This is a genomic window from Streptomyces sp. A0958 (assembly GCF_004795035.1).
Taxonomy (GTDB): domain Bacteria; phylum Actinomycetota; class Actinomycetes; order Streptomycetales; family Streptomycetaceae; genus Streptomyces.
The window spans coordinates 78209-100561 of sequence record NZ_SSBK01000024.1 but is presented as its reverse complement, the minus strand read 5'-3'; the positions used below and the strand labels follow the sequence as shown (position 1 = coordinate 100561).

General features: G+C 72.1%; 20 protein-coding genes. 3 read left to right on the top strand and 17 right to left on the bottom strand.

From position 1 onward, the window contains the following. Positions 1 to 34 precede the first annotated feature (34 nt). The 7 genes from E6P78_RS22670 to E6P78_RS22640 all read right to left on the bottom strand — a co-directional run bounded on the left by E6P78_RS22670 (position 35) and on the right by E6P78_RS22640 (position 6743). Entirely contained in the window at positions 35 to 1168 is a 1134-nt protein-coding gene (locus E6P78_RS22670) for a hypothetical protein (protein WP_346765599.1), read from the bottom strand. A 299-nt stretch (positions 1169 to 1467) separates the two neighbouring features. After that, positions 1468 to 2043 (bottom strand): SigE family RNA polymerase sigma factor, encoded by a 576-nt coding sequence (locus tag E6P78_RS22665; protein WP_136205466.1) that lies wholly within the window; start codon positions 2041 to 2043, stop codon positions 1468 to 1470. 383 nt (positions 2044 to 2426) lie between these two features. Next, entirely contained in the window at positions 2427 to 3491 is a 1065-nt protein-coding gene (locus E6P78_RS22660) for an aspartate-semialdehyde dehydrogenase (protein WP_136205465.1), read from the bottom strand. Then, positions 3488 to 4759 carry an aspartate kinase gene (locus E6P78_RS22655; protein ID WP_136205464.1) on the bottom strand — a complete coding sequence of 424 codons (1272 nt, stop codon included), beginning with the start codon at positions 4757 to 4759 and terminating at the stop codon, positions 3488 to 3490. The genes E6P78_RS22660 and E6P78_RS22655 overlap by 4 nt, the downstream gene beginning before the upstream one ends. A gap of 208 nt (positions 4760 to 4967) precedes the next feature. Then, positions 4968 to 5627, bottom strand: coding sequence for a DUF5063 domain-containing protein (locus E6P78_RS22650; protein ID WP_136205463.1), 660 nt, complete (start codon positions 5625 to 5627; stop codon positions 4968 to 4970). 98 nt (positions 5628 to 5725) lie between these two features. Continuing rightward, complete coding sequence (gene recR, locus E6P78_RS22645; protein WP_136205462.1) at positions 5726 to 6325, bottom strand: recombination mediator RecR; 600 nt, start codon at positions 6323 to 6325, stop codon at positions 5726 to 5728. A gap of 79 nt (positions 6326 to 6404) precedes the next feature. Next, positions 6405 to 6743, bottom strand: a complete 339-nt coding sequence (locus tag E6P78_RS22640; protein WP_136205480.1) for a YbaB/EbfC family nucleoid-associated protein — start codon at positions 6741 to 6743, stop codon at positions 6405 to 6407. 374 nt (positions 6744 to 7117) lie between these two features. On the opposite strand from E6P78_RS22640, the gene E6P78_RS22635 reads away from it, so the two are divergent. Beyond that, positions 7118 to 7918: an SLATT domain-containing protein gene (locus E6P78_RS22635; RefSeq protein ID WP_240799323.1), complete on the top strand. Its 801-nt coding sequence runs from the start codon at positions 7118 to 7120 to the stop codon at positions 7916 to 7918. A 46-nt stretch (positions 7919 to 7964) separates the two neighbouring features. Here the strand turns inward: E6P78_RS22635 and E6P78_RS22630 are convergent, their stop codons facing one another. Together E6P78_RS22630 and E6P78_RS22625 are read right to left on the bottom strand one after the other, a co-directional pair. Then, entirely contained in the window at positions 7965 to 8612 is a 648-nt protein-coding gene (locus E6P78_RS22630; protein WP_136205461.1) for a hypothetical protein, read from the bottom strand. Between the two features lie 123 nt (positions 8613 to 8735). Further along, a complete protein-coding gene (locus E6P78_RS22625) occupies positions 8736 to 9440 on the bottom strand; it encodes a GntR family transcriptional regulator (protein WP_136205460.1) in 705 nt (234 codons plus the stop codon). 143 nt (positions 9441 to 9583) lie between these two features. Between E6P78_RS22625 and E6P78_RS22620 the strand changes: the two genes are divergently transcribed. After that, complete coding sequence (locus tag E6P78_RS22620; protein WP_136205459.1) at positions 9584 to 11992, top strand: serine/threonine protein kinase; 2409 nt, start codon at positions 9584 to 9586, stop codon at positions 11990 to 11992. Positions 11993 to 12126: 134 nt separating this feature from the next. Here E6P78_RS22620 and dnaN read toward each other — a convergent pair whose 3' ends face one another. From dnaN to E6P78_RS22600, 4 genes are all read right to left on the bottom strand, one after another. After that, positions 12127 to 13269 (bottom strand): DNA polymerase III subunit beta, encoded by a 1143-nt coding sequence (gene dnaN / locus E6P78_RS22615; RefSeq protein WP_136205458.1) that lies wholly within the window; start codon positions 13267 to 13269, stop codon positions 12127 to 12129. Positions 13270 to 13405: 136 nt separating this feature from the next. Beyond that, the gene (locus E6P78_RS22610; RefSeq protein ID WP_136205457.1) at positions 13406 to 14302 is read right to left on the bottom strand and encodes a glycoside hydrolase family 19 protein; all 897 of its coding nucleotides are present in this window, start codon (positions 14300 to 14302) and stop codon (positions 13406 to 13408) included. 186 nt (positions 14303 to 14488) lie between these two features. After that, the gene (locus E6P78_RS22605; protein WP_240799328.1) at positions 14489 to 15319 is read right to left on the bottom strand and encodes a glycoside hydrolase family 19 protein; all 831 of its coding nucleotides are present in this window, start codon (positions 15317 to 15319) and stop codon (positions 14489 to 14491) included. A gap of 309 nt (positions 15320 to 15628) precedes the next feature. Then, positions 15629 to 16912, bottom strand: a complete 1284-nt coding sequence (locus E6P78_RS22600; RefSeq protein WP_136205455.1) for an adenylosuccinate synthase — start codon at positions 16910 to 16912, stop codon at positions 15629 to 15631. 186 nt (positions 16913 to 17098) lie between these two features. Here E6P78_RS22600 and E6P78_RS22595 point away from each other — a divergent pair, with 186 nt between their 5' ends. Further along, positions 17099 to 17932, top strand: coding sequence for a diacylglycerol kinase (locus E6P78_RS22595; protein WP_136205454.1), 834 nt, complete (start codon positions 17099 to 17101; stop codon positions 17930 to 17932). A gap of 147 nt (positions 17933 to 18079) precedes the next feature. Here E6P78_RS22595 and E6P78_RS22590 read toward each other — a convergent pair whose 3' ends face one another. From E6P78_RS22590 to E6P78_RS22575, 4 genes are all read right to left on the bottom strand, one after another. Beyond that, positions 18080 to 19303, bottom strand: coding sequence for a cytochrome P450 (locus E6P78_RS22590; protein ID WP_136205453.1), 1224 nt, complete (start codon positions 19301 to 19303; stop codon positions 18080 to 18082). Positions 19304 to 19365: 62 nt separating this feature from the next. After that, entirely contained in the window at positions 19366 to 20043 is a 678-nt protein-coding gene (locus E6P78_RS22585; protein WP_136205452.1) for a response regulator transcription factor, read from the bottom strand. Beyond that, complete coding sequence (locus E6P78_RS22580; RefSeq protein ID WP_136205451.1) at positions 20040 to 21359, bottom strand: histidine kinase; 1320 nt, start codon at positions 21357 to 21359, stop codon at positions 20040 to 20042. Before E6P78_RS22580 ends, E6P78_RS22585 begins: the two co-directional genes overlap by 4 nt. A 94-nt stretch (positions 21360 to 21453) precedes the next feature. Next, the gene (locus tag E6P78_RS22575) at positions 21454 to 22329 is read right to left on the bottom strand and encodes an alpha/beta hydrolase (protein ID WP_136205450.1); all 876 of its coding nucleotides are present in this window, start codon (positions 22327 to 22329) and stop codon (positions 21454 to 21456) included. Positions 22330 to 22353 lie beyond the last annotated feature (24 nt).

Genomic DNA, 22353 nt, shown 5'->3' with positions numbered 1-22353 from the left:
ACGCACGCCCATACGCCATTACGCCCATACACCCTTACGGCGAAGGTTCCAGGACGCCGGTCCGGTAGATCGTGCCCGCGCACGCGTTGTCGATCTTCGTCGTGGCGACCGGTGCACCGGGCTCCGGGGTGTGCTGCACGGAGATGCTGCCCTGTGCGGCCCCTCCGCCGTCCGCGGTGCCGAACTGGGTCTCCGTACCCGCCTCGCTCTCCCCCGTACCGCTGCCCGCGGTGGACCCGGCCGTGCCGCCGCCGTTGCCGCTGCCCGCCGCGCCCTCCGTCGGCGTCGGAGAGGGCGTGCCGCCGGTGGATGGGCAGGTGTCCTTGGGAACCCAGGCGAACTGCACCTCGTAGACCATGTCCGGCTTCAGCAGGACGGTGGCCTCCTCGGTGGCGGGGTCTGGCAGGCGGGACGCCGGATCGCCCTCGGTGTGCCGGACGACCTCGATCCTGGTCGGGTCGGCCGCGCCCATCGCCTCGAAGCCCACCGTGCCGCTGCTGCTCACCGAGCAGTCCTTGCTGGACACGTTGGCGATGCGGAAGGCCCCGTACACCGTGCCGTCGGCACCGGCGGCGCCGGTCCTGGCCGACTTGACGCCGAGCTGCCCCGGGTCGCACGCGGGCATGACGCCCTCCGCGCTGACGGCCGGATCGGCGGAGGCACCGGTCGCGTCGCCGTCCATGCCCTGGCCGCTGCTGTCGGACGGGCTCACGGTGCTCTGCGGGACGCCCGGGCCGCCGTTGTGCTGCCCGTCGCCACCGTCGCCGCCGCTCCCGTTGCCGGAGTCGGTGCCGGGGGCGTCGCCGTTGCCGCCCTGCGCCTGTTCGCCGTGGCCGGCGATGGCGGGGCTCGCGGTGCTGGAGCCCTTCGAGTTGGCGACGTGGACGAAGGCGGGGATCGCCGTGCCGATGAGCAGCGCCGCGGCCGCCGCGCCGACGAGGGCCTGCCGTCGGCGGGCGCGCCGGGCGGGCACCGCCCGGTACAGGCGGTCGAGGCTGCCCTCACTGGGCTCCATGCCCTGCACCACGCCGTGCATCATCCGGCGCAGCGCGTCCTCGTCGAGACCGTCGCCCTCGCCGAAGGGGTCGCCGCCGCCGAGGGGGCCGCCGCCACCGCCGAAGGGACCGCCGCCGCCGCCGAACAGGTCGGCCGGGCTCGCGAAGCCCACGGTGTCACCGTCCCCGGCGGACCTGCCCCCAGCGATCCCGTCCCCAGGGGACCTGTCCCCAGCCGACCTGCCCCCAGCGATCCTGTCCCCGGCGGGACGCGCGTCCGGTGCCTCGTCGCGGCCCGCGTGCGGGGCGTTCTCCGGCCCGTCGTTCACAGTTCCGTTTCCAGTCCGGTCAGTCGGCAGCCCTCGCGTGGGCCCTCGCGTGGGCCCGCGCGAGGGCCCACGACTGGGGCCGCTTCCGTCCCCGAGCCGCAGGTCCTGTTCAGGAACGTGGTCGTGGTGGTCGCCGCGCCGGCTCATGCCTGCGCCTCCATCACCACGCGCAGTGCCGCGATGCCGCGGGACCCGTACGCCTTCACCGAGCCCAGGGATATCCCCAGCGTCTCGGCGACCTGGGCCTCGGTCATGTCCGCGAAGTAGCGCAGGACCAGCACCTCGCGCTGTCGCCTCTGCAGGCCGCGCATCGCCTTGATCAGGGCGTCCCGCTCCAGCTGGTCGTACGCGCCCTCCTCCGCGCTCGCCATGTCCGGCATCGGCTTGGAGAGCAGCTTCAGCCCGAGGATGCGGCGGCGCAGCGCGGAGCGGGAGAGGTTGACGACGGTCTGGCGCAGGTACGCGAGGGTTTTCTCGGGCTCCCGGACCCGGTTGCGTGCCGAGTGCACGCGGATGAACGCCTCCTGCACGACGTCCTCGCAGGACGCCGTGTCGTCCAGCAGCAGGGCAGCGAGGCCCAGCAGCGAACGGTAGTGGGCGCGGTAGGTTTCGGTGAGATGGTCGACGGTGGTTCCGGCTGCCACGCTCTCTTCAGCGCCCTCGCGCTGCGACGGCAGCCCCGTGTGACGCGCGGCGGGCATGGGCGCGATCACCGGCATGCCGCCGGTTGTACGGGCCCGTCGGAGCGGTCGCACCGAAGCGCCGCGCAAGGGGCCCACCACTGTGATATCGAGAACCTCTGCCACGCCAGTTGGACACGCTTCCCCCCGTCAGGGTTGTACGCATACGGCACCGCGTTTGAGGTCCTGCGATATGCCTTCATACGAACCCGTTCTTCCCCAGATGCCCCGCACATGCGCCCCGCCGCGCAAGAAGTGACCGCTTAGACGCCTGGCGCCCGGCCCACGGTTGCAACGAACCGAAAGGTCATCGTCGGTCACGGCGACTCCCCAGCTCAAGAGGTTCAGACCAGCGAGTTGCTCACAGACCGTTCACAGAACGCACAAAACAGGTTCGATCGGAACACGGTGATCGTGCCAGGTCAGGGCCGGGGGAATTCGGCGGCCACCGACTCCGCGATCTGGGCCACGTTGAGTGCCGCGCCCTTGCGGAGATTGTCGCCGCAGACGAAGAGTTCCAGCCCCCGGGGGTCGTCCAGCGAGCGCCGGACCCGGCCGACCCAGGTCGGGTCGGTCCCCACCACGTCCGACGGGGTGGGGAAGTCACCGGCGCCCGGGCTGTCGTACAGCACCACGCCGGGTGCGGTCGCCAGGATCTCGTGGGCCCGGTCGACCGCGACGTCGTTCTCGAAGCGGGCGTGCACGGACATCGAGTGCGTGGCGACGACGGGTACGTAGACGCAGGTCGCCGACACCCGCAGGTTCGGCAGGTCGAGGATCTTGCGGCACTCGTCGCGGATGGCCAGCTCCTCGGACGACCAGCCGTCCCCGGCCTCCGTCCCGGCCCACGGGACGACGTTGAGCGCGACCGGCGCGGCGAACGGGCCGCCGTGCGTGTCGCCCACGACGCGTCGTACGTCGCCCGGCTTCGTACCGAGTTCGGTGCCGGCCACCATCGACAGCTGTTCCCGCAGCACGGCGACGCCGTCGCGTCCGGCGCCGCTGACGGCCTGGTAGGAGGAGACGACCAGCTCTCGCAGGCCGAATTCGGCGTGCAGGGCGCCGACCGCGACGATCAGCGCCAGCGTGGTGCAGTTCGGGTTCGCGACGATGCCGCGCGGCCTGATCCGTACCGCGTGCGGGTTGATCTCGGGCACGACGAGCGGAACGTCACCGTCCGTCCGGAACGCCGTGGAGTCGTCGATGACGACGGCGCCCTTGGACGCGGCGAGCGGGGCCCAGCGTGCGGAGACCTCGGCGGGCACCAGGAAGAGCGCCACGTCGATGCCGTCGAAGACGTCCTCGGTGAGTTCGAGGACCTCGCTCTCCTCACCGCGTACGACCAGCTTGCGGCCGGCCGAGCGCGGTGAGGCGACGAGTCTGACCTCGCCCCAGATGTCCGCGTGCTGCGAGAGGATCTGGAGCATGACGCCACCGATCGCCCCGGTCGCGCCGACGACCGCGAGCGAAGGGCGGCGTGCGGTCATCGGCCGGTGCCCCCGTACACGACTGCCTCGTCGGAGTCGCTGTCGAGGCCGAAGGCGGTGTGCACGGCGCGCACGGCCTCGTTGACGTCGTCGACGCGGGTGACAACCGAGATGCGGATCTCGGATGTCGAGATCAGCTCGATGTTCACACCGGCGTCCGAAAGCGCCTCGAAGAAGCCCGCGGTGACACCGGGGTTGGTCTTCATACCCGCGCCGACCAGGGAGATCTTGGCGATCTGGTCGTCGTAGCGCAGCGAGTCGAAGCCGATCACGCCGCGGTTGCGCTCCAGGGCGTCGATGGCCTTGCGGCCCTCGGCCTTCGGGAGCGTGAACGAGATGTCCGTCAGGCCCGTCGAGGCTGCGGAGACGTTCTGCACCACCATGTCGATGTTGACCTCGGCGTTCGCGATCGTACGGAAGATCGCGGCGGCCTCGCCCGGCTTGTCGGGTACGCCGACGACGGTGATCTTGGCCTCGGAGACGTCATGGGCGACTCCGGAGATGATCGCGTGCTCCACCTTCTGGTCCCCTTGCGGCTCGTTGCTGACCCAGGTGCCGCGCAGTCCGGAGAAGGACGAGCGGACGTGGATCGGGATGTTGTAACGGCGTGCGTACTCGACGCACCGGTGCAGCAGCACCTTGGAGCCGGACGCTGCCAGCTCCAGCATGTCCTCGAAGGAGATCCAGTCGATCTTACGGGCCTTCGTCACGACCCGCGGGTCGGCGGTGAAGACGCCGTCCACGTCGGTGTAGATCTCGCAGACCTCGGCGTCCAGCGCTGCCGCGAGCGCGACGGCTGTGGTGTCGGACCCGCCGCGGCCGAGGGTGGTGATGTCCTTCTTGTCGTGGGACACACCCTGGAACCCCGCGACGATCGCGATGTTCCCCTCGTCCAGCGCCGTACGGATACGGCCGGGCGTCACATCGATGATGCGCGCTTTGTTGTGGACCGAGTCGGTGATGACGCCTGCCTGGCTGCCGGTGAACGACTGGGCCTCGTGGCCCAGGTTTTTGATCGCCATGGCCAGCAGTGCCATGGAGATCCGCTCTCCCGCGGTCAGCAGCATGTCGAACTCACGCCCGGCCGGTATCGGGGATACCTGCTCGGCGAGATCGATCAGCTCGTCCGTCGTGTCGCCCATCGCTGACACCACGACAACCACCTGGTTGCCGTTCTTCTTGGCATCGACGATTCGCTTGGCGACCCGCTTGATGCCCTCGGCATCGGCTACGGAGGAGCCTCCGTACTTCTGCACGACAAGGCCCACGTGCGCTCCTCGCTCAGTCCATTACTGCGGTCGGCTCAGTTTAACGAGCAGCCCGGAAACACCCCGCTGATACCACATGCTGAGATGTCCCGCTCACCACGTGATCATCGGCGTGTCGCCGAACCGCTCGTACCGCGCTGCTGCCCACCGAACCCGTACGCATTCCCCTATGTGGCCCAGCCCACACCCAGGGGCGGGAGCCGCCCGGCTACTTCACCGGGCGCAGCCCCAGCGGTCCCGCGATCTCCTCGACCATGACGCGGCCCGCCTCCTCGGCCAGTTCGTCGTCGGCGGCGTCCTGGTCGGTGTCCAGGCCGTCCAGCTCCTGGAGGGGCTGGTTGAGGCGGATGTGGGCGATGAGGGACTGGAGGGCGCGGAGGGCGGCGGAGGCGGTCGAGCCCCAGTTGGAGAAGTAGGAGAACTGCCACCACCACAGGGCCTCGGTGGTGCGGCCCTCCTCGTAGTGGGCCAGGCCGTGGCGCAGGTCGGTGACGAGGTCGGCCAGGTCGTCGGAGATGCGGGCGGCGACCGGGGCCTTGCGGGGCTCGTACGGGTCGAAGACCTCGGAGTAGACGTCGATCGGCTCCAGCAGGGCCGCGAAGCGCTCGCGCAGGCCGTCCGCGTCCGGCTCGGCGCCCAGGTCCGGCTCGTAGCGCTCGTCGGGGACGATGTCCTCGTACGCGCCGAGCCGGCCGCCGGCCAGCAGGAGCTGGGAGACCTGGAGGAGCAGGACCGGAACGGCCTCCTCCGGCTCCTCGACCCTGGACACCTCGGTGACCGCGACGATGAACGTCTTGATCTGGTCGGCGATCTGGACCGCGAAGTCGCCGGGGTCCTGCGTGACGGTGTTCAACGTGACGTCAGACATCGAGGAGACCTCCCGTGGGCACGGTCGGAGACGGTGAGTAGAAGATAACCGCGCTGAACGTAAAGCCGTGGTGAGAGTCGGGAAGCGGAACGCGGGCGTCACACATCCAGCAGTCGCCTCCCCTCGAAGGCGCGGCCGAGGGTGACCTCGTCCGCGTACTCCAGATCGCCGCCCACCGGCAGGCCGCTGGCCAGCCGGGTGACGCGCAGGCCCATCGGTTTGACCATTCGCGCCAGGTACGTCGCGGTGGCCTCGCCCTCCAGGTTGGGGTCGGTCGCCAGGATCAGTTCGGTGATGGAGCCGTCGGCGAGGCGGGCCAGCAGCTCGCGGATGCGCAGATCGTCCGGACCGACGCCCTCGATGGGGCTGATCGCCCCGCCCAGCACGTGGTAGCGGCCCCGGAACTCACGGGTCCGCTCGATCGCGACGACGTCCTTCGGCTCCTCGACCACACAGATGACCGACCGGTCGCGGCGCTGGTCGCGGCAGATGCCGCACTCCTCCTGCTGTGCCACATTGCCGCAGACCGCACAGAAGCGGACCTTGTCCTTGACCTCCAGGAGGGCATGGGCCAGGCGCCGCACATCCGTGCGCTCCGCCTGCAGGATGTGGAAGGCGATCCGCTGCGCGCTCTTGGGACCGACGCCGGGCAGCCTGCCCAGTTCGTCGATGAGGTCCTGGACCACGCCTTCGTACAACGGAACGCCTTCCTCACTGAGCCGGCTGAGTCGTGGTACGTACCGTAGGGGGTACGTACGGTCTTGGGTATGCGGACGGTCAGAACGGCAGGCCGGGCATGCCGCCGCCCAGGCCCTGGGTCAGCGGGCCGAGCTTCTGCTGCTGGAGCTGCTGGGCGTTCTCATTGGCCGCCTGGACCGCCGCGACGACGAGGTCCGCGAGGGTTTCGGTGTCCTCCGGGTCCACCGCCTTCGGGTCGATCACCAGGCCGCGCAGCTCACCCGAGCCGTTGACCGTCGCCTTGACCAGGCCGCCGCCGGCCTGGCCGTCGACCTCGGTCCCGGCAAGCTCCTCCTGGGCCTGGGCAAGGTCCTGCTGCATCTTCTGGGCCTGCTGCAGCAGCTGCTGCATATTGGGCTGACCACCACCGGGAATCACGGTCACTCCAGGCATTTCGACGACAAAGGTTTCGGTACGCCGAGCCTACGTGGTCGCCGGGCGGCGCGCCCCACCCGCCGACGAGCAACTCTTTCGAGTGAGATTGGGAGGGCCGTGCCGGGACTCCTATACCTGACCAGAGGCCGTACGCACCCGGGAATACCGCGATTCCGACCCCGCGGCCCACCATTCGGCGGTAGGAAGGGCATGCGTCCCGGAACGCACGCGCACACCTCCCGTCACGCATGGTTACGCATGGGGGACTGCCCGTCGCGTCCAGGGGCATGGAGCAGCTGGGGAGCAGAGATCCGCCCCGTCGTCGAGTACGCGGTCGAGAGCACGCGTCGCCACGCAGCATGCAGAGGAGTACCCCGGTGAGTCAGCCGGAGATGCAGCCCGAAGTGCCGCCCCGCAAGTCCGGCACGCCCGGTCCGGCGGGTGCGGCCGCTCCCTCCGGTACGGGCTCCGGCGCCGAGGGCCGCGGCGATCGAGGCCGTGACCTGACCGGGGAGCCGTTCCCGCTGGGCGACTGGGGCGAACCGTCCCAGCGGCTGGACGAGCTGTACCGGTGGGCGGAGGCGGACGCCCTGCGCACCGCAGACTGGTATCTGAACGACCGGCTGTGGAAGCGGCGCACGGCCAGGGCGCTGCGGATGGGGACCGCGGCCGGGGTGGTCGCGGGCGCCGCCCTGCCCCTGCTCGACCTGGCGGGCGCGCTGCACGACGCGGCCGGCTGGGGGTATCTGTCGCTGCTGCTGGGTGCCGCGTGCATGGCGTGCGACCGGTACTTCGGCCTCACCTCGGGCTGGATAAGGAATCTCGCGACCGCGCAGGCGGTGCAGCGGCGGCTCCAGGTGCTCCGGTTCGACTGGTCGTCGGAGTGCGTACGGGAGGTGCTCGGCCCGACCGAGGGCACGGCGAGCGAGGCGACCGAGCGGTGCCTGGGGGTGCTGCGGCGCTTCTCCGAGGACATCACGGAGCTCGTGCGCTCGGAGACCGCCGACTGGATGGTGGAGTTCCGGGCCGGGCCCGCGCCGATGGGGATGCAGGCGCTGGTCACCGGCAGTTCGGGGAGCGGGCGCCCGGAGCAGGGGACGGCGCCCGGCCGCTTCCCGCTCCAGTCGATGGGCCGGCCGAACATGCCGCGGCAGCGGCCGCCGGAGTCCCCGCGCTGACCGGTTCCGGGCAGTACGGGGGCCCCGGCGGTGGCGCCGGGCCGCGTCAGCTGAAGACGATCATCGATCCCTGGGCGAGGCTGCGGGTGACCGCGGCGTGCAGGCCGAGCCAGACGTGGCGTTCCCGGGCGAAGGGGTTGTCGTCGTACGGGACGCTCGCCGGCTCGTCCAGCTCGGTGGGCGCGGCGGGCGGCAGCGGCGCGGCCGGCGGGTTCGCCGGGTCGATGCCGATGGCCGGGGCGACGAACTCCAGCTCCCGCAGCAGCCCGTGCGCCGAGCCGAGCGGCCCGCCGGCCTCCAGGAGGTCGTCGGTGGAGACCGGGGCGGGGAAGTCGAGGGGCACGTACGCCCCCGCGTGGTCGTAGTGCCACACCAGGTGCGACTGCCGGGCCGTCGGCTCGAACATCTCCAGCAGCTGCTCGTAGTCCCCGCCCAGCGCGTCGACCGGGGTGACGGCGAGGCCGCTGAGCTGGAGCAGATAGGCGCGGCGCAGGAAGTGCAGCGCGTCGTAGTCGAAGCCCGCGACCGGAGCCACGTCGCCGGTCAGCCCCGGCATGTAGGCGTAGACGGGGACGGGCGGCAGTCCCGCTTCGCCCAGGGCCTTGTCGTAGACGGCTATCTCTTCGGCGAAGGGGTTGTCGGGGCTGTGGCACAGCACATCGACGAGGGGGACCAGCCACAGGTCACAGGCCACGAAGTCTCGCTCTCCAACGGGGGCGTGCGGTGGTCGGGACAGCGTAATGCGGGCGGCACCCCACGCACAGTGGCCGCCCCCAGGTACGCGGTGGGCGGCGGGGCGGGGCGGGGCCGGCCGGGGTCAGGGGCGTCCCGGGGCGGTCGGGGGATCGGCCAGCCGGTCGGCCCAGCTCAGCGCATGGCTGTTGTAGTCGCCGATCGCCGCGCGCAGGGCCTCGCGGTCCCGGTGCGTGATCGCGGCGACGAGCTCCGCGTGGCCGTTCCACAGCCAGTCCCGTACATCGGCGTCACCACGCAGGTACGGCACGGCGAACACCCATGCCTGGACGCGCAGCCGGTGCAGGAAGTCGCTGATGTAGGCGTTGCCGACGAGCCCGCCCAACTCCCGCCAGAAGCGCAGGTCGTAGCCGATGAGGATGTCCAGGTCCCCGCAGCGCGCCGCGCGGGCCGCCTCCTCGGCACGGCGGCGTACGGAGACGAGCGCGTCCCGGTAGGCCGCCTGCTGCGCCGGGGCCGGCTCGTGGAAGACGTCCCGGATGACCGCGTCCATGACCAGGGCCCTGGCCCCCACCATCGCCCGGTAGTCCGCGACGGAGAACTGGTGCACCCGGAACCCGCGGTGCTGGTCGGATTCGAGGAGCCCCTGCGCCGACAGGTCGAACAGCGCCTCGCGGACGGGCGTCGCGGAGACCCCGTACTGCTCGGCGATCTGCTTGACGGTGAACTCCCGCCCCGGCAGCAGACGCCCGGCGAGCACCTCGTCACGCAGCGCGTCCGCGATCTGCTGCCGCAGGGTGCTGCGCGTGACGGCTCCGCTCGCGCACATGGCGCCCCTCCCCGGTTCGGTTCCGGGTCACCTTAGACCGGTGCCGGACCGGCCCGGAGCCCCGGAGGGGCCGCGACACGGCGAACCACGCCGCTATTCTCGTCCCCGTCCGGCGTGTTGTCGTACGGGGGAGGCCGCACACCATGGAGAAGCTCGGGTCCACCGACCCACAGCGCATCGGCGCCTACCGCTTGCTGGGGCGCCTCGGCGCCGGCGGCATGGGCCAGGTGTATCTGGCCCGCTCCGACCGCGGCCGTACGGTCGCGCTCAAGCTCGTACGCGAGGAACTCGCCGCCCAGCAGGAATTCCGCGACCGGTTCCGGCAGGAGGTACGGGCCGCACGCCGGGTGGGCTCGACCTGGACCGCGCCCGTGCTGGACGCCGACACCGAGGCCGACGTGCCGTGGGTCGCCACCGGCTATGTCGCGGGCCCCTCCCTCCACGCCACCGTCTCGGGCCGTCCGGGCACCTCGTCCGGGCCCGCCCCCGGCACGTACGGCCCCCTGCCGGAACGGTCCGTCCGCATCCTGGGCGCCGGTCTCGCGCACGCCCTGAAGGCCATCCACACGGCCGGCCTCATCCACCGCGACCTGAAACCGTCCAACATCCTCCTCACGATCGACGGTCCGCGCGTCATCGACTTCGGGATAGCCAGAGCCCTGGACACCGTCACCGACGGCGGTCTCACCCGCACCGGCGCACTGGTCGGCTCGCCCGGCTTCATGTCGCCCGAGCAGGTGCGGGGCGAGCGCGTGAGCGCGGCGAGCGACGTGTTCTGCCTGGGCTCGGTGCTGACGTACGCCTCGACCGGGCGGCTTCCCTTCGGCGCGGCTGCCAACGAGATGCACGCCCTGCTGTTCCGCATCGCGCAGGAAGACCCCGACCTGACCGGGGTGACGGCCGGCCTCGACGACCTGATCCGGGGCTGCCTCCACAAGGACCCGGAGGCCCGGCCTTCCACGGACGACATCCTTGCCCTGCTGGCGGACGGCGACAACAGCGCGGAGCCCTGGCTGCCGGGCGCGCTCATCGCCCAACTCGGCCGCCACGCCGTGGAACTGCTCGACTCGGAGGACCCGGAGGACGCGGTCCCGGCCGGGGCGGGACCGGCCGACGCGGGACCGGACGGCGCGGGACCGGGAAGCGGCGAGCTGGCCGACGCGGGACCGGGAAGCGGCGGGCCGGCGGACGCGGGACCGGGAAGCGGCGGGCCGGCGGACGCGGGACCGGGAAGCGGCGGGCCGGCGGACGCGCGGCCACAGGATGTCGAGCCACGGGACTCGGGGCCGCGGGACTCGGGGCCGCGGGCCGAGGGGCCGCAGGACTCGGTGCCACGAGACGCCGGGCCACGAGACGCCGGGCCACAGGCCACCGGGCCACAGGCCGCCGGGCCGCAGGACGCGGTGCCCCTGACCAAGTCGGCCCCGGCCGGAGCGGCGGCCGGCACCCCGCCCGAGCCCGCGCCCGGGTCCCCGCCCGAGTCGCCCACCGCGGTGCTTCCCGTGCCGCCCGCCGAGCCCTCGGGGGCGCCGCCCGCGTCCGTCCACGCGCTCCCCACCGCGATCGCCGCACCCGCACCCGGTCCCGCCGCTCCGCCACCGACCGGGCCGCCCCCGGCCATGACGCCGGCCCCCGGCTATGGCTACCCGCACCAGCCGGCCCAGCCGCAGCCCGCCCCGGGCTACGGCCACCCCCAGCAGCCCCACCAGGCCCCGGGCTACGGCCACCCCCAGCAGCCGCAGCCCGCCCCGGGCTACGGCCACCCCCAGCAGCCCCACCAGGCCCCGGGCTACGGCCACCCCCAGCAGCCCAACCCGGCCCCGGGCTACGGCTCTCCGCAGCAGCCGGCCCCGGGTCAGGGCTATCCCTACGGGTACCCGCAGCAGCCCGGTCTCGGCGCGACTCCCCCGTACGGTCCCGGCTACCCGGTCGGCGCCCCGCACCCGGCCCCCGCTCCGGAACCCGGCCGCCGCAGCCGCGGTTCGACCATCGCCCTGGTCGTCGTCGCCGTGCTGGTCGCGATAGGGGCCGGGGGCTCCGTCTACGCGCTCATGAACGACAAGGGCGGGACGCCCACGGCAAACCCCACCCACTCCACCGGCCCGTCCCCGACCGAGGACGTCGTCAGCTCCCCCTCCCCGGACGGCTCCCCCGACCCCTCGCCCAGCGACGACGGGCAGAACGGCGAGGAGGGCGGCGTCCCCGAGGGCTACCTCGGGTCCTGGTCCGGCAGCATCGACAACGCCACCGGCCACTCCACCCGTGAACTCGTCATCCGGCAGGGCGAGGTGGGCGACACCGTCCTCACCCTGACCGCCGAGGGCCCGCTGGCCACGGGCGGCACCTACCGCTGCGTCTTCGAGGCGCCGCTGACGGCCGAGGCCGCCGAGGGCGAGACGGTGGAGATCGGTCCGTCCACCGTGACGGAGGGCGAGCCCATGGCGTCCTGCACCCCCGGCAGCCCGACCACCCTCACCCTGCTCCCGGACGGCACGCTCAGCCGCGAGAACACATCCAGCGGCGAGAAGCTCACGTACACGAAGTCCGGCTGACGGACCGCACTCAGCCGCGTGACCGAAGCCGGGGCAGGCGGCCGGCGGGCCACGAAGTCCGGCTGACGGACCGCACTCGGCCGCGTGACCAAGGCCGGGCCGGGCGGGCGGCGGGCCCGGCGCCGCGTCCGTCCTCACTGGACCAGCGGCTTGACCGACATGAGCAGGTGCTGGTGGGCCGTGTCCCCCGCCCCGTCCGCCGCGGCCACCGCGTCCTCGTGGTCCCGGTGTCCGGTGATCATGGCGCGCTGGCCCCGGCCCATGAGCTGGAACCGGACGACCGGGCTGTCGAACGAGGCCAGCGCGTCCGTCAGGTACGAGGGGTTGAACGCCACCGTGATCTCGTCGGCGCCCGCGAGCTCGGCGGGCAGGCGCTGGGAGGCCACGTCGTCCTCGTATCCCGCCTGGAGCAGAACGGAGCCGGCGGCGAAGGCGAACTGGAGCGGACTGTCCCCGTCCGCCACCACCGCGACCCGCTTCACGGCCTCGACCAGCGGCTCGCGCCCGGTCACCGCCCTGACCGGGCCGTTCAGCACGAACAGCTTGTCGTGGCGCGGGAGCCGGCCGTCGAGCAGCCGGACCGTGGTACGCATGCCCTCCCGCTCGAAACCCGCCGAGCCGTTGTCCAGGGCCAGGCGGACCGGGCCGGGGCGGGCGCCGACGGAGCGGGCGATCTCGCTGAGCCGGCGGGCCGAGACGACGACGTCGGCCGTGACGCCGCGCTCCGCGGGGAGCCAGTCGAGCTTACGGACCGCGAAGCGGTAGCGGTCCGTGGCCGCGAGGGTCATCCGCTCGCCGTCGAGCCCGAGCCTGATGCCGGTGAGTGTGGGCAGGGTGTCGTCCCGGCCTGCGGCAACCGACACATCGGCGACGGCCGCCGCGAACTCCTGCCCGTCCACCGCGCCGAGGACATCGGGCAGCGGCGGCAGCGCCGGGTAGTCGTCCAACGGCAGGACCGACAGGCCGAATCCGGCGCCGCCGCCCGTCACCGTGAACCGCGACCCCTCGACCGCGCACTCCACCGCCCCCTCGGGCAGCACCTTGCACACATCGAGCAGGCGGCGGCCCATGACCAGGACCTTCCCGGGCCGTTCGGTCCGCGCCGCCACCTCGATACGGGCGGACGCCTCGTAGTCCAGGCCGGAGATGCTCAGCCTGCCGTCCGCCGCCTCCAGCAGCAGACCGCCCAGGACGGGCACGGGCGATCTGGTGGGCAGCACGCGAGCGGCCCAGGCGACGGCGTCCGTCAGCTCGCCGCGTTCGATCCGGAACTCCATCGTGGTGCCTCTCCCTCGTGCGCCGACCGCCTGCGGTCCCGACGATTTCGACGTTAGAGGCCACCACTGACAACGAGGTGGGGGACGCCTCCGGCCGCGCGGCCGGAGGCGTCCCCCACACGTGTGAATTCGTGGATCAGCAACTGAGGTTGGAGCCGGGCGTGGCGCCGAGGATCTGCACGAACGCCTGGTACTTGTCGATGCGGCTCTGGACCTGGGCGGGGTTGCCGCCGTTGCACTCGATCGAGCCGTTGATGGAGCGGATCGTCTCACCGAAACCCGCGCCGTTCACGATGGCGTTGTGGGCCGTCATGGTGCCGGGGCCGTTCTGGGTGTTCCAGTACCAGAGGCCGGTCTTCCAGGCCACGGCGGCGTCCTGCTCGACCAGGTAGGGGTTGCCCAGCAGGTCGATGCCGAGCGCGTCGCCCGCGGCCTTGTAGTTGAAGTTCCAGCTGAGCTGGATCGGGCCGCGCCCGTAGTACGCGGCCTGGCCCGCCGGACAGCCGTAGGGCTGGCCGCTGTCGCAGTAGTGCGGGTAGTTGGCGGTGTTCTGCTCGACGATGTACACGAGGCCGCCGGTCTCGTGGCTGACGTTGGCGAGGAAGGCCGCGGCCTCCTGCTTCTTGACGGTGTCGCTGCCCGTGTTGGCGAAGCCCGGGTAGGCGTCCAGGGCGGCGACCAGCCCGCTGTAGGTGTAGAAGGAGTTGCGGCCGGGGAACATCTGGTTGAACTGGGCCTCACTGACGACGAAGCCGGAGGAGGAGCCGGGGTCGCCCGGGTCCGTGCCGCCGCCGCTTCCGCAGGCGCCCTGGTCGGCCCAGACGTCGGAGCTGCCGGGGGTCTCGTTCTGCGTCCACCACTTGGCGGTCCAGTTGTGCCCGTTGTACGAGGCGGAGCCGCCGCCCGTGTAGACGGACGAGGCGTTCCAGGCGGCCGCGCAGTCGGCGGCCGACGCGGTCGTGGCGGGGAGTACGACGAGCCCTGCGACGACCACGCCCAGCGCGGCGAGCAGGCCCATGACACGTCGGAACATCTGCACACTCCTTCGGCGCGGCGCATCGCTGACCCGGTGCACCGCTGTGGGGGGTTCCCGTCACTCAAGCGCGCTTGGTCTGGACCTGTCAAGGTCTAGACCAACACTGACGGGGTTCCGAAGGTAAAACCTCGGGGCCCGTCCGCGATGCGGGATCGCGGTGGGCCCCGAGGTACCGATGTGACGTCAGCAGGTCAGCCCGGTCCCGGGGTTGACCCCGATGACACCGGTGATGTGCTCGTACTTGGCGACCCGCGCCTGCACCGAGGTGGGGTTGCCGCCGTTGCACTCCAGCGATCCGTTGAGCGACCGGATCGTCTCGCCGAAGCCGGCGCCGCCCACCATCGCCTCGTGCGAGGTCATGGTCCCGGGGCCGTTCTGGGTGTTCCAGTACCAGAGCGCGGTCTGCCAGGCGACCGACGGATCACGCTCCACCAGCCAGGGGTCGTTGAGCAGATCGAGGCCGAGCGCGTCCCCCGCCGCCTTGTAGTTGAAGTTCCAGCTGAACATGATCGGTCCGCGCCCGTAGTACGCGGACTGGCCCGCCGGGCAGCCGAACGGCTGGCTGTAGTCGCACTTGATCCAGTAGTTGGCCTCGTTGATCTCCTTCACGTACTGGAGGCCGACCGATTCGAAGTCGGCGTGCGTCAGGAACGCCGCCGCCTCCCGGCTCCTGGTCTGCTCGGTACCGGTGTTCGCGAACCGTGGGTACGCGTGCAGCGCGTCGATCAGGCCCTGGTACGTGTAGAAGGGGTCGCGGTCGGGGAAGATCTCGTTGAACTCCGCCTCACTGATGACGAAGTCGGAGACCCCACCCGTACAGGCACCCGCGTCGGCCCAGACGGTGGTGGCGCCCGGGTTCTCGTTCTGCGTCCACCACTTCGCGGTCCAGTTGCGGCCGTGGTGCGAGACCGTGCCGCCCGCCGAGTAGGCGGTCGAGGAGCTCCACAGGGGCGCGCACGAGGTGGAGCCGGTGGTTTCCGGGCCGGCCGGCGCGGCGGTGGCGACCCCGGGCAGGAAGGCCGCCGTCGCGATGACGGCGCTCAGTACGGTCAGAACGCTCTTGATGCGGTTCAGCGCTGCTCACTCCTTCGACAAGGACGGGCATGGCTCGCCGCGCACCCAAGGTGTGTCCGGCGAATGCTCGCGGGCCCACGAAGATCCGCCGGACAGACCCTGGCGGGGCGGGCCGTCCGGGCATCCCGACACCCAACCGCTGCTGGTCTGGACCTGTCAAGGTCTAGACCAGCAGCGGCCGCCCCCGCACGGACATGCCGGAGGGCCGGGGCGCGACCTCCGCCCCGGCCCTCCTCCGCGCCCGTGTGCCTACAGGAACGAGTTGATCTCGATGGTCTCGGTTCGGCCGGGGCCGACGCCGATCGCGGAGATCGGGGCGCCGGACATCTCCTCCAGCGCCTTCACGTACGCCTGCGCGTTCTTCGGCAGGTCGGCGAAGGTCTTCGCCTTGGTGATGTCCTCGGACCAGCCCGGGAGCATCTCGTAGACCGGCTTCGCGTGGTGGAAGTCGGTCTGGCTGTACGGAAGCTCCTCGACGCGCTTGCCGTCGATCTCGTATGCCACGCACACCGGGATCTGCTCCCAGCCGGTCAGCACGTCCAGCTTGGTGAGGAAGAAGTCGGTGAGGCCGTTGACCCGGGTCGCGTACCGCGCGATGACCGCGTCGAACCAGCCGCAACGGCGGTCACGGCCGGTGGTGACACCTCGCTCGCCACCGATCCGGCGCAGCGCCTCGCCGTCCTCGTCCAGCAGCTCCGTCGGGAACGGGCCGGCGCCGACGCGCGTCGTGTACGCCTTGAGGATGCCGATGACCCGGCTGATCTTGGTCGGGCCCACACCGGAACCGGTGCAGGCACCGCCCGCGGTCGGGTTCGACGAGGTGACGAAGGGGTACGTGCCGTGGTCGACGTCGAGCAGCGTGCCCTGACCGCCCTCGAAGAGGACGACCTTGCCCGCGTCGATGGCGTCGTTCAGGACGAGCGTCGTGTCGGCGACGTAGGGCTTGATCTGCTCCGCGTACTGGAGCATGTCCTCGACGACCTTGCCGGCCTCGATGGCGCGCCGGTTGAAGACCTTGGCCAGAAGCTGGTTCTTCTGCTCCAGGGCCGCCTCGACCTTCTGCTCCAGGATCGACTCGTCGTAGAGGTCCTGGACGCGGATGCCGACCCGGTTGATCTTGTCGGCGTACGTCGGGCCGATACCGCGCCCGGTCGTGCCGATCTTGCGCTTCCCGAGGAACCGTTCCGTCACCTTGTCGACGGTGACGTTGTACGGGGTGATCAAATGGGCGTTGCCGCTGATCAGCAGCTTCGACGTGTCCACGCCGCGGTCGTTCAGCCCACTCAGCTCGGAGAGCAGGACCGCCGGGTCGACGACGACACCGTTACCGATGACCGGGGTACATCCCGGTGACAGGATTCCGGAGGGGAGGAGATGCAGTGCGTACTTCTGGTCGCCGACGACGACCGTGTGACCGGCGTTGTTGCCGCCTTGGTAGCGCACCACGTAGTCCACGGATCCACCGAGGAGGTCGGTGGCCTTTCCCTTGCCCTCGTCACCCCACTGAGCACCGAGCAGCACAAGTGCGGGCACAGGCGTACACCCCTTCCGGGCGGGGCATGTCCAAGGTCAGGGGGCGTACGAAAACGCCGTACATGCCGTACGACGTTGTACGGCACAGCCTGAACCGTCGAACCGGGTGCCCCGGAATAGACGAAGCCCCTGGCGCAATAGCGCAAGGGGCTCTTGCACCAAGATGCTACCCGAGGAAGGACCGAGGTGTCGGCTGCCCAGCCCCCCGGTAACGGTGCGCCCCATCTGCTGGTGGTGATCGATCCGGTCGCCCGCCGGACGGACGGCGAGTCCGTCCGCATCGCCAAGGACGTGCTGAGCGCGGGCTCGCACGCCAAGATCTGTCTCCCGGACAGCCCCGGGGAGTTCGCCCGGGCCCTGTCCCGGCGGGGCGGCCGGCGGCCGGTGGTGATCGGCGACGACCGGGCGCTGCGGCGCGCGGTGTCCCTGCTGCACCGGGAGCGGGAACCGGCCATGAGCGCGCTCTCGCTGGTACCGGTCGGCACCTCGGCCGCCCTGGAACTCGCGCATTCGCTCGGCGTGCCGACGGGCGCGGTGGCTGCGGCGCGCACGGCGCTGGACGGGGCGGTGCGCCGGCTGGACCTGCTCGTCGACGACAGCGACGGCGTGGTCCTGGGGGCGCTGCGCATCCCTGCCCTGAACGGCGCCCCGGGCACGGGCACCGGCCGCTCGGGCATCACGGCCGTCTGGGACAGCTGCCGCTCCCTGGTCCGCACCCTCGTGCGCCCCGCGCCTCCGGAGCCGCCCGACGCGCCCCTGACGCACCGGCTCCGCGTGGAGGCGGACGGTGTCGTGCTGAACGACCTGGACCGCCCGGTCGCCTCGGTGACGGTGACCTCCGGGTCCGGTGACGACGGCGTGGCGGAGGTGACGATCGCCGCGCCGGACACCGCCCCGGTCATCGCGGAGGCCAAGGCCGTCACGGTCTCGGGGGCGGACTTCCGCTACCGGGCGGACATACAGGTGGGCGGACCGGTGCGGACGCGGACCTGGACGGTGCGGGCGGGGGCCTGGGGCTGATGCTTCCGGCGCGGTAGGCATCCCGGCGCTGCCCGCGCCGGGGCGGGCAGCGCCCCGGCGCGGGCAGCGCCCCGGCGCGGGCAGCGCCGGGGCTTCGGGCGCACGGCCGCCCCGTGGCCCGGCCCCACAGGTCGATGCCTCGTGCCCTCACAGCTCGACGCGCAGCTCCTTCACGCCCCTGATGACGTAGCCCGGGTTCCACTCCGGTTCCGCGGCCAGCCGCAGGCCGGGCGCCTTGCGCAGCAGCTCGCCGAAGGAGGCGGCGAGCTCGACGCGGGCCAGCGGGGCGCCCAGGCAGAAGTGGATGCCGGCGCCGAAGGTGATGTGCGGGTTGTCGCGGCGGGTGAGGTCCAGCGTGTCCGGGTCCGTGAAGCGGGCCGGGTCGCGGTTGGCGGAGCCGAAGAGCAGGGCCACCTCGGAGCCGCGCGGAATGACCGTTCCGTCGATCTCGATGTCGTCCAGGACCCAGCGCTCGAACATCTGGAGGGGCGTGTCGTACCGCATCAGCTCCTCCAGGGCGGACGGGAGCAGCCCGTGGTCGGCGCGCAGAGCGGCCAGCTGCTCGGGGTGGCGCAGCAGCGTCCACCAGCCGTTGACCGTGGTGTTGACGGTCGCCTCGTGCCCGGCGTTCAGCAGCAGGACGCAGGTGGAGACCATCTCCTGCTCGGTCAGCCGCTCGCCCTCGTCATGGGCGGCGACGAGCGCGGAGATCAGATCCGGGCCCGGGTTCGTACGCCGCTCCGCGATCAGCTCGCGCAGGTACGCGGAGAACTCCAGGGAGGCACGGACGGCGGCGCGGGCGGTCTCCTCGGAGGGGTTGAGCTCGAACATCCCGCAGATCGCGGCCGACCAGGGCCGCAGCGGCGCCCGGTCGGACTCCGGGATGCCCAGCATCTCGGCGATCACGGCGACGGGCAGCGGCTCGGCGACGGCCGAGAGCAGGTCGCCCCCGCCCTGCTCGACGAAGTCGTCGACGAGCCCGGCGGCCAGCCGCCGGACGGTCGGGACGAGCTGTTCGACGGTGCGCGGGGTGAACGCCTTGGACACCAGGCGCCGGATACGGGTGTGGTCCGGCGGTTCGAGGTCCAGCAGCCCCTGCCCGTTGAGCGTCTCGAACGGCTCGTGCTCGGGGGGCGGGGGCGTCCGGCCGAACTCCTCGTGTGTGAACCGGTGCAGATACGTCCGCCCCAGCCGCCGGTCGCGCAGCAGCGCGGACACGTCGGCGTAGTGCGGAATGAGCCACTGGTCGGTGGCCTCGAAGTAGTGCGCCCGGCCGGTGGCCCGCAGCTCGGCGTAGGCGGGGTACGGATCGGCGACGAACGCCGCCGACCAGGGGTCGAACGGGGCGGGAGAGGCGCTGGGCTGTTCCATGGACCGACGCTATCCGGCCACCCGCACCCGGGCCAGCCCCTGCCGTGTGCGGGTGCCCGGGGTCAGGAAGGGGTGACGAGGCGGGCCTCGTAGGCGAAGACCGCTGCCTGGGTGCGGTCGCGCAGGCCCAGTTTGACCAGGATGCGGCTCACATGGGTCTTGATCGTGGACTCGGCGACCACCAGGTGCCCGGCGATCTCCGCGTTCGACAGGCCCTGCGCGATGAGGACGAGCACCTCCGTCTCGCGTTCGGTGAGGTCGCCGATCCGGGCCAGGGCCGGGGGCCGCGGGGACGACGCCAGCTTGGAGAACTCGGTGATCAGGCGCCGGGTGACCGTGGGCGCGAGCAGTGCCTCGCCGGAGGCGACCACGCGGACGCCGTCGGCGAGTTGGCGGGCCGAGGCGTCCTTGAGGAGGAAGCCGGAGGCACCGGCGCGCAGGGCCTGGTAGACGTACTCGTCGAGGTCGAAGGTGGTCAGCACCAGTACCTTCGCGTCCGCGTCGGCGGCGACGATCTCGCGGGTGGCCTCGATCCCGTTGAGCTCCGGCATGCGGATGTCCATCAGCACCACGTCGGGCCTGAGCGCGGCGACCTGGGAGACCGCCTCGCGTCCGTTGACCGCCTCGCCGACGACCTCGATGCCCGGCATGGCGTTGAGCAGGACCGAGAAGCCCTCGCGGACCATCATCTGGTCGTCCACGATCAGGACCCGGATCGGGGCGGCGGGCGAGGTGGTCACACCTGCTCCACGGGGGTACCGGAGGTGCCGGAGGCCCCGGAGGCGGTCGGCTGGGCGGGGATGAAGGCCGTGACCTCGTAGCCGCCTTCCGCGGTGGCCTCGGCGGTCATCTCGCCGTTCAGCATCGCGACCCGCTCCCGCATCCCGGTGATCCCGTGCCCGGCCCCCGGTGACGGCTTCACCGGACCGGTCGGCGGCCCGTTGACGACGCGCAGCCCGAGCCCGCCCAGGACGTAGCCGATCTCGACCCTGGCGGTGGCGCCCGGCGCGTGCCGCAGGCTGTTGCTGAGCGCTTCCTGAATGATCCGGTACGCCGACAGCTCGACGCCCTGGGGCAGTTCGCGCACCGCGCCGGTCACCGCCTTCTCCGTCTCCAGGCCCGCTTCCCCCACGTTGGCGAGCAGCCTGTCGAGGTCGGCCAGGGTGGGCTGCGGGGCGTCCGGCGCCTCGTAGTCGTCGGCCCGTACGACGCCGAGGACCCGGCGCAGTTCGGTGAGGGCGGCGACGGCGTTCTCCCGGATCGTGACGAAGGCCTGCTCCAGCTCCGGCGGCGGGTTCTCCACCCGGTACGGGGCGGCCTCGGCCTGGATCGCGACGACCGACATGTGGTGGGCGACCACGTCGTGCAGTTCGCGGGCGATCGTGGTGCGCTCCTCCAGCAGCGTGCGCCGGTCGCGCTCGACGGCGGTCACGGTGCGCTGCACGGTGACCTCGCGCTGCGCCTCCCGCCGGATCTGCACCAGGCTCACCAGGAGCAGCGCGAACGCCGAGGCCACCGCCATGGCCGCGGTGGCCGCCCCGCCGCCCGCACCGGCGACGCCCTCGACGAGGAGGCCCAGCAGCAGCGTGAGCACCCACATCCGGGCGGCGGTGCGCGGCCGGGTCCTGGCCGCGACGACGGTCAGCACCACCAGGTGGGAGAAGAAGAGGCTCGGCCCCCACGGTTCGTTGCTGCCTTGCACGATCACGGTCACCGGTGTCAGCGCCATCGATACCCAGAACGCCCCGACCGGCCTGATCAGGGTCATCGCCACACAGGCGGCGGGAAGCAGCCCGGCCAGCAGGACGCCGGCGTTGCCGGTGGCGGCGAATCCGGCCAGGAAGGTGATCAGCGCGGCGAACAGCACCAGCGCGTGCGGGGCCCAGGCGAAACCGGCCCCGATCCGCTCCGGCAACCGCCTGGTCAACGGCCCGTCGGTGCGCATCGGCGCCATCGGCCGGTAGGCGAACGGGTCCTGGAAGAGATCCTGCCGCATATCGCCGATGGCGCCGGCGGCGATCCGGAGCTCCGGGCTTCTGGTCTTGGTCTCGGTCACGCCTCCACGGTAGGCGGGGCGGCGGGCCGGGTCGTCAGCAGTGATGCGGATTCCCGCCCGTCCGTCGCAAGTACTACGCGACCACCGCGCAGACCTACCAGGCGAGCTGGGCGATCTCCTCGGCGACCACCGCGCAGGCGTCGGCGGCCGGGTCGACCAGCGGGAAGTGCCCGACGTCCGGCAGCAGCGTCAGCCCCACCGTCTCGCCCTCCTTCGCCGCCGCGTCCACGAACGCCTCGGAGACGGCCGCCGGAACCGTTAGGTCCGCGGTCCCCTGCACCACGACCGTCGCGATCCCGGTGGGCAGGAGCCGGGCCGGGTCGGCGTACGCGCTCCGCTCGGCGAAGTCCTCCGCCGGCCCCAGGAGCTGCCCGATCGCTCCCGAGCACACGTCGAGCGCGACCGCGGAGGCGAAGTCCGCGATCGGCGCGAGCGCCACCACACCCCGCAGCGCGGGCGGCCTCGGCAGCCGCCACGGCGAGCCCTCCGGCAGGACGTGCCGGGCGGCGGCCCACAAGGCCAGATGCCCGCCCGCGGAGTGCCCGGTGACGACGATCCGGCGGCCGTCGGCCGCGGGCAGCTCCCGCGCCAACAGCTCCGGCAGCGCGTCCATCGCGGCGGCCACGTCGTCGAAGGTCTCCGGCCAGCGGCCCGCGACCGGGCCGGAGCCGCGCTGCTGCGGAAGCTCGCTGCCGCGCCGGTACTCGACACTGGCGACGGCGAACCCGCGCCGGGCCAGGAAGTCCGCGAACGGCGACATATGGGCCCGGTCGTACGGGCCACGCCATGCGCCGCCGTGCAGGACGACCACGACGGGCGCGCCGGTGCGCCCCTCGCGCGGGGCGTAGAAGTCGATGACCTGGTCCGGGTGGCTGCCGTAGGCGGCGGACGCGTCGGGGGCGACGGACGGATGCGAGAACGCCGACTCGGTCTCGGCGGCGTCCCGGTCGCGCTCGGCAGAATCCGACATGCTGCTCCCACCCTCACTGTCACC

Coding starts and splice junctions, on each gene's coding strand:
- E6P78_RS22665 (WP_136205466.1), bottom strand. CDS start 2,043: ATGCCGGTGATCGCGCCCATGCCCGCCGCGCGTCACACGGGGCTGCCG.
- E6P78_RS22660 (WP_136205465.1), bottom strand. CDS start 3,491: ATGACCGCACGCCGCCCTTCGCTCGCGGTCGTCGGCGCGACCGGGGCG.
- E6P78_RS22650 (WP_136205463.1), bottom strand. CDS start 5,627: ATGTCTGACGTCACGTTGAACACCGTCACGCAGGACCCCGGCGACTTC.
- E6P78_RS22625 (WP_136205460.1), bottom strand. CDS start 9,440: ATGTGCGCGAGCGGAGCCGTCACGCGCAGCACCCTGCGGCAGCAGATC.
- E6P78_RS22620 (WP_136205459.1), top strand. CDS start 9,584: ATGGAGAAGCTCGGGTCCACCGACCCACAGCGCATCGGCGCCTACCGC.
- dnaN (WP_136205458.1), bottom strand. CDS start 13,269: ATGGAGTTCCGGATCGAACGCGGCGAGCTGACGGACGCCGTCGCCTGG.
- E6P78_RS22610 (WP_136205457.1), bottom strand. CDS start 14,302: ATGTTCCGACGTGTCATGGGCCTGCTCGCCGCGCTGGGCGTGGTCGTC.
- E6P78_RS22590 (WP_136205453.1), bottom strand. CDS start 19,303: ATGGAACAGCCCAGCGCCTCTCCCGCCCCGTTCGACCCCTGGTCGGCG.
- E6P78_RS22575 (WP_136205450.1), bottom strand. CDS start 22,329: ATGTCGGATTCTGCCGAGCGCGACCGGGACGCCGCCGAGACCGAGTCG.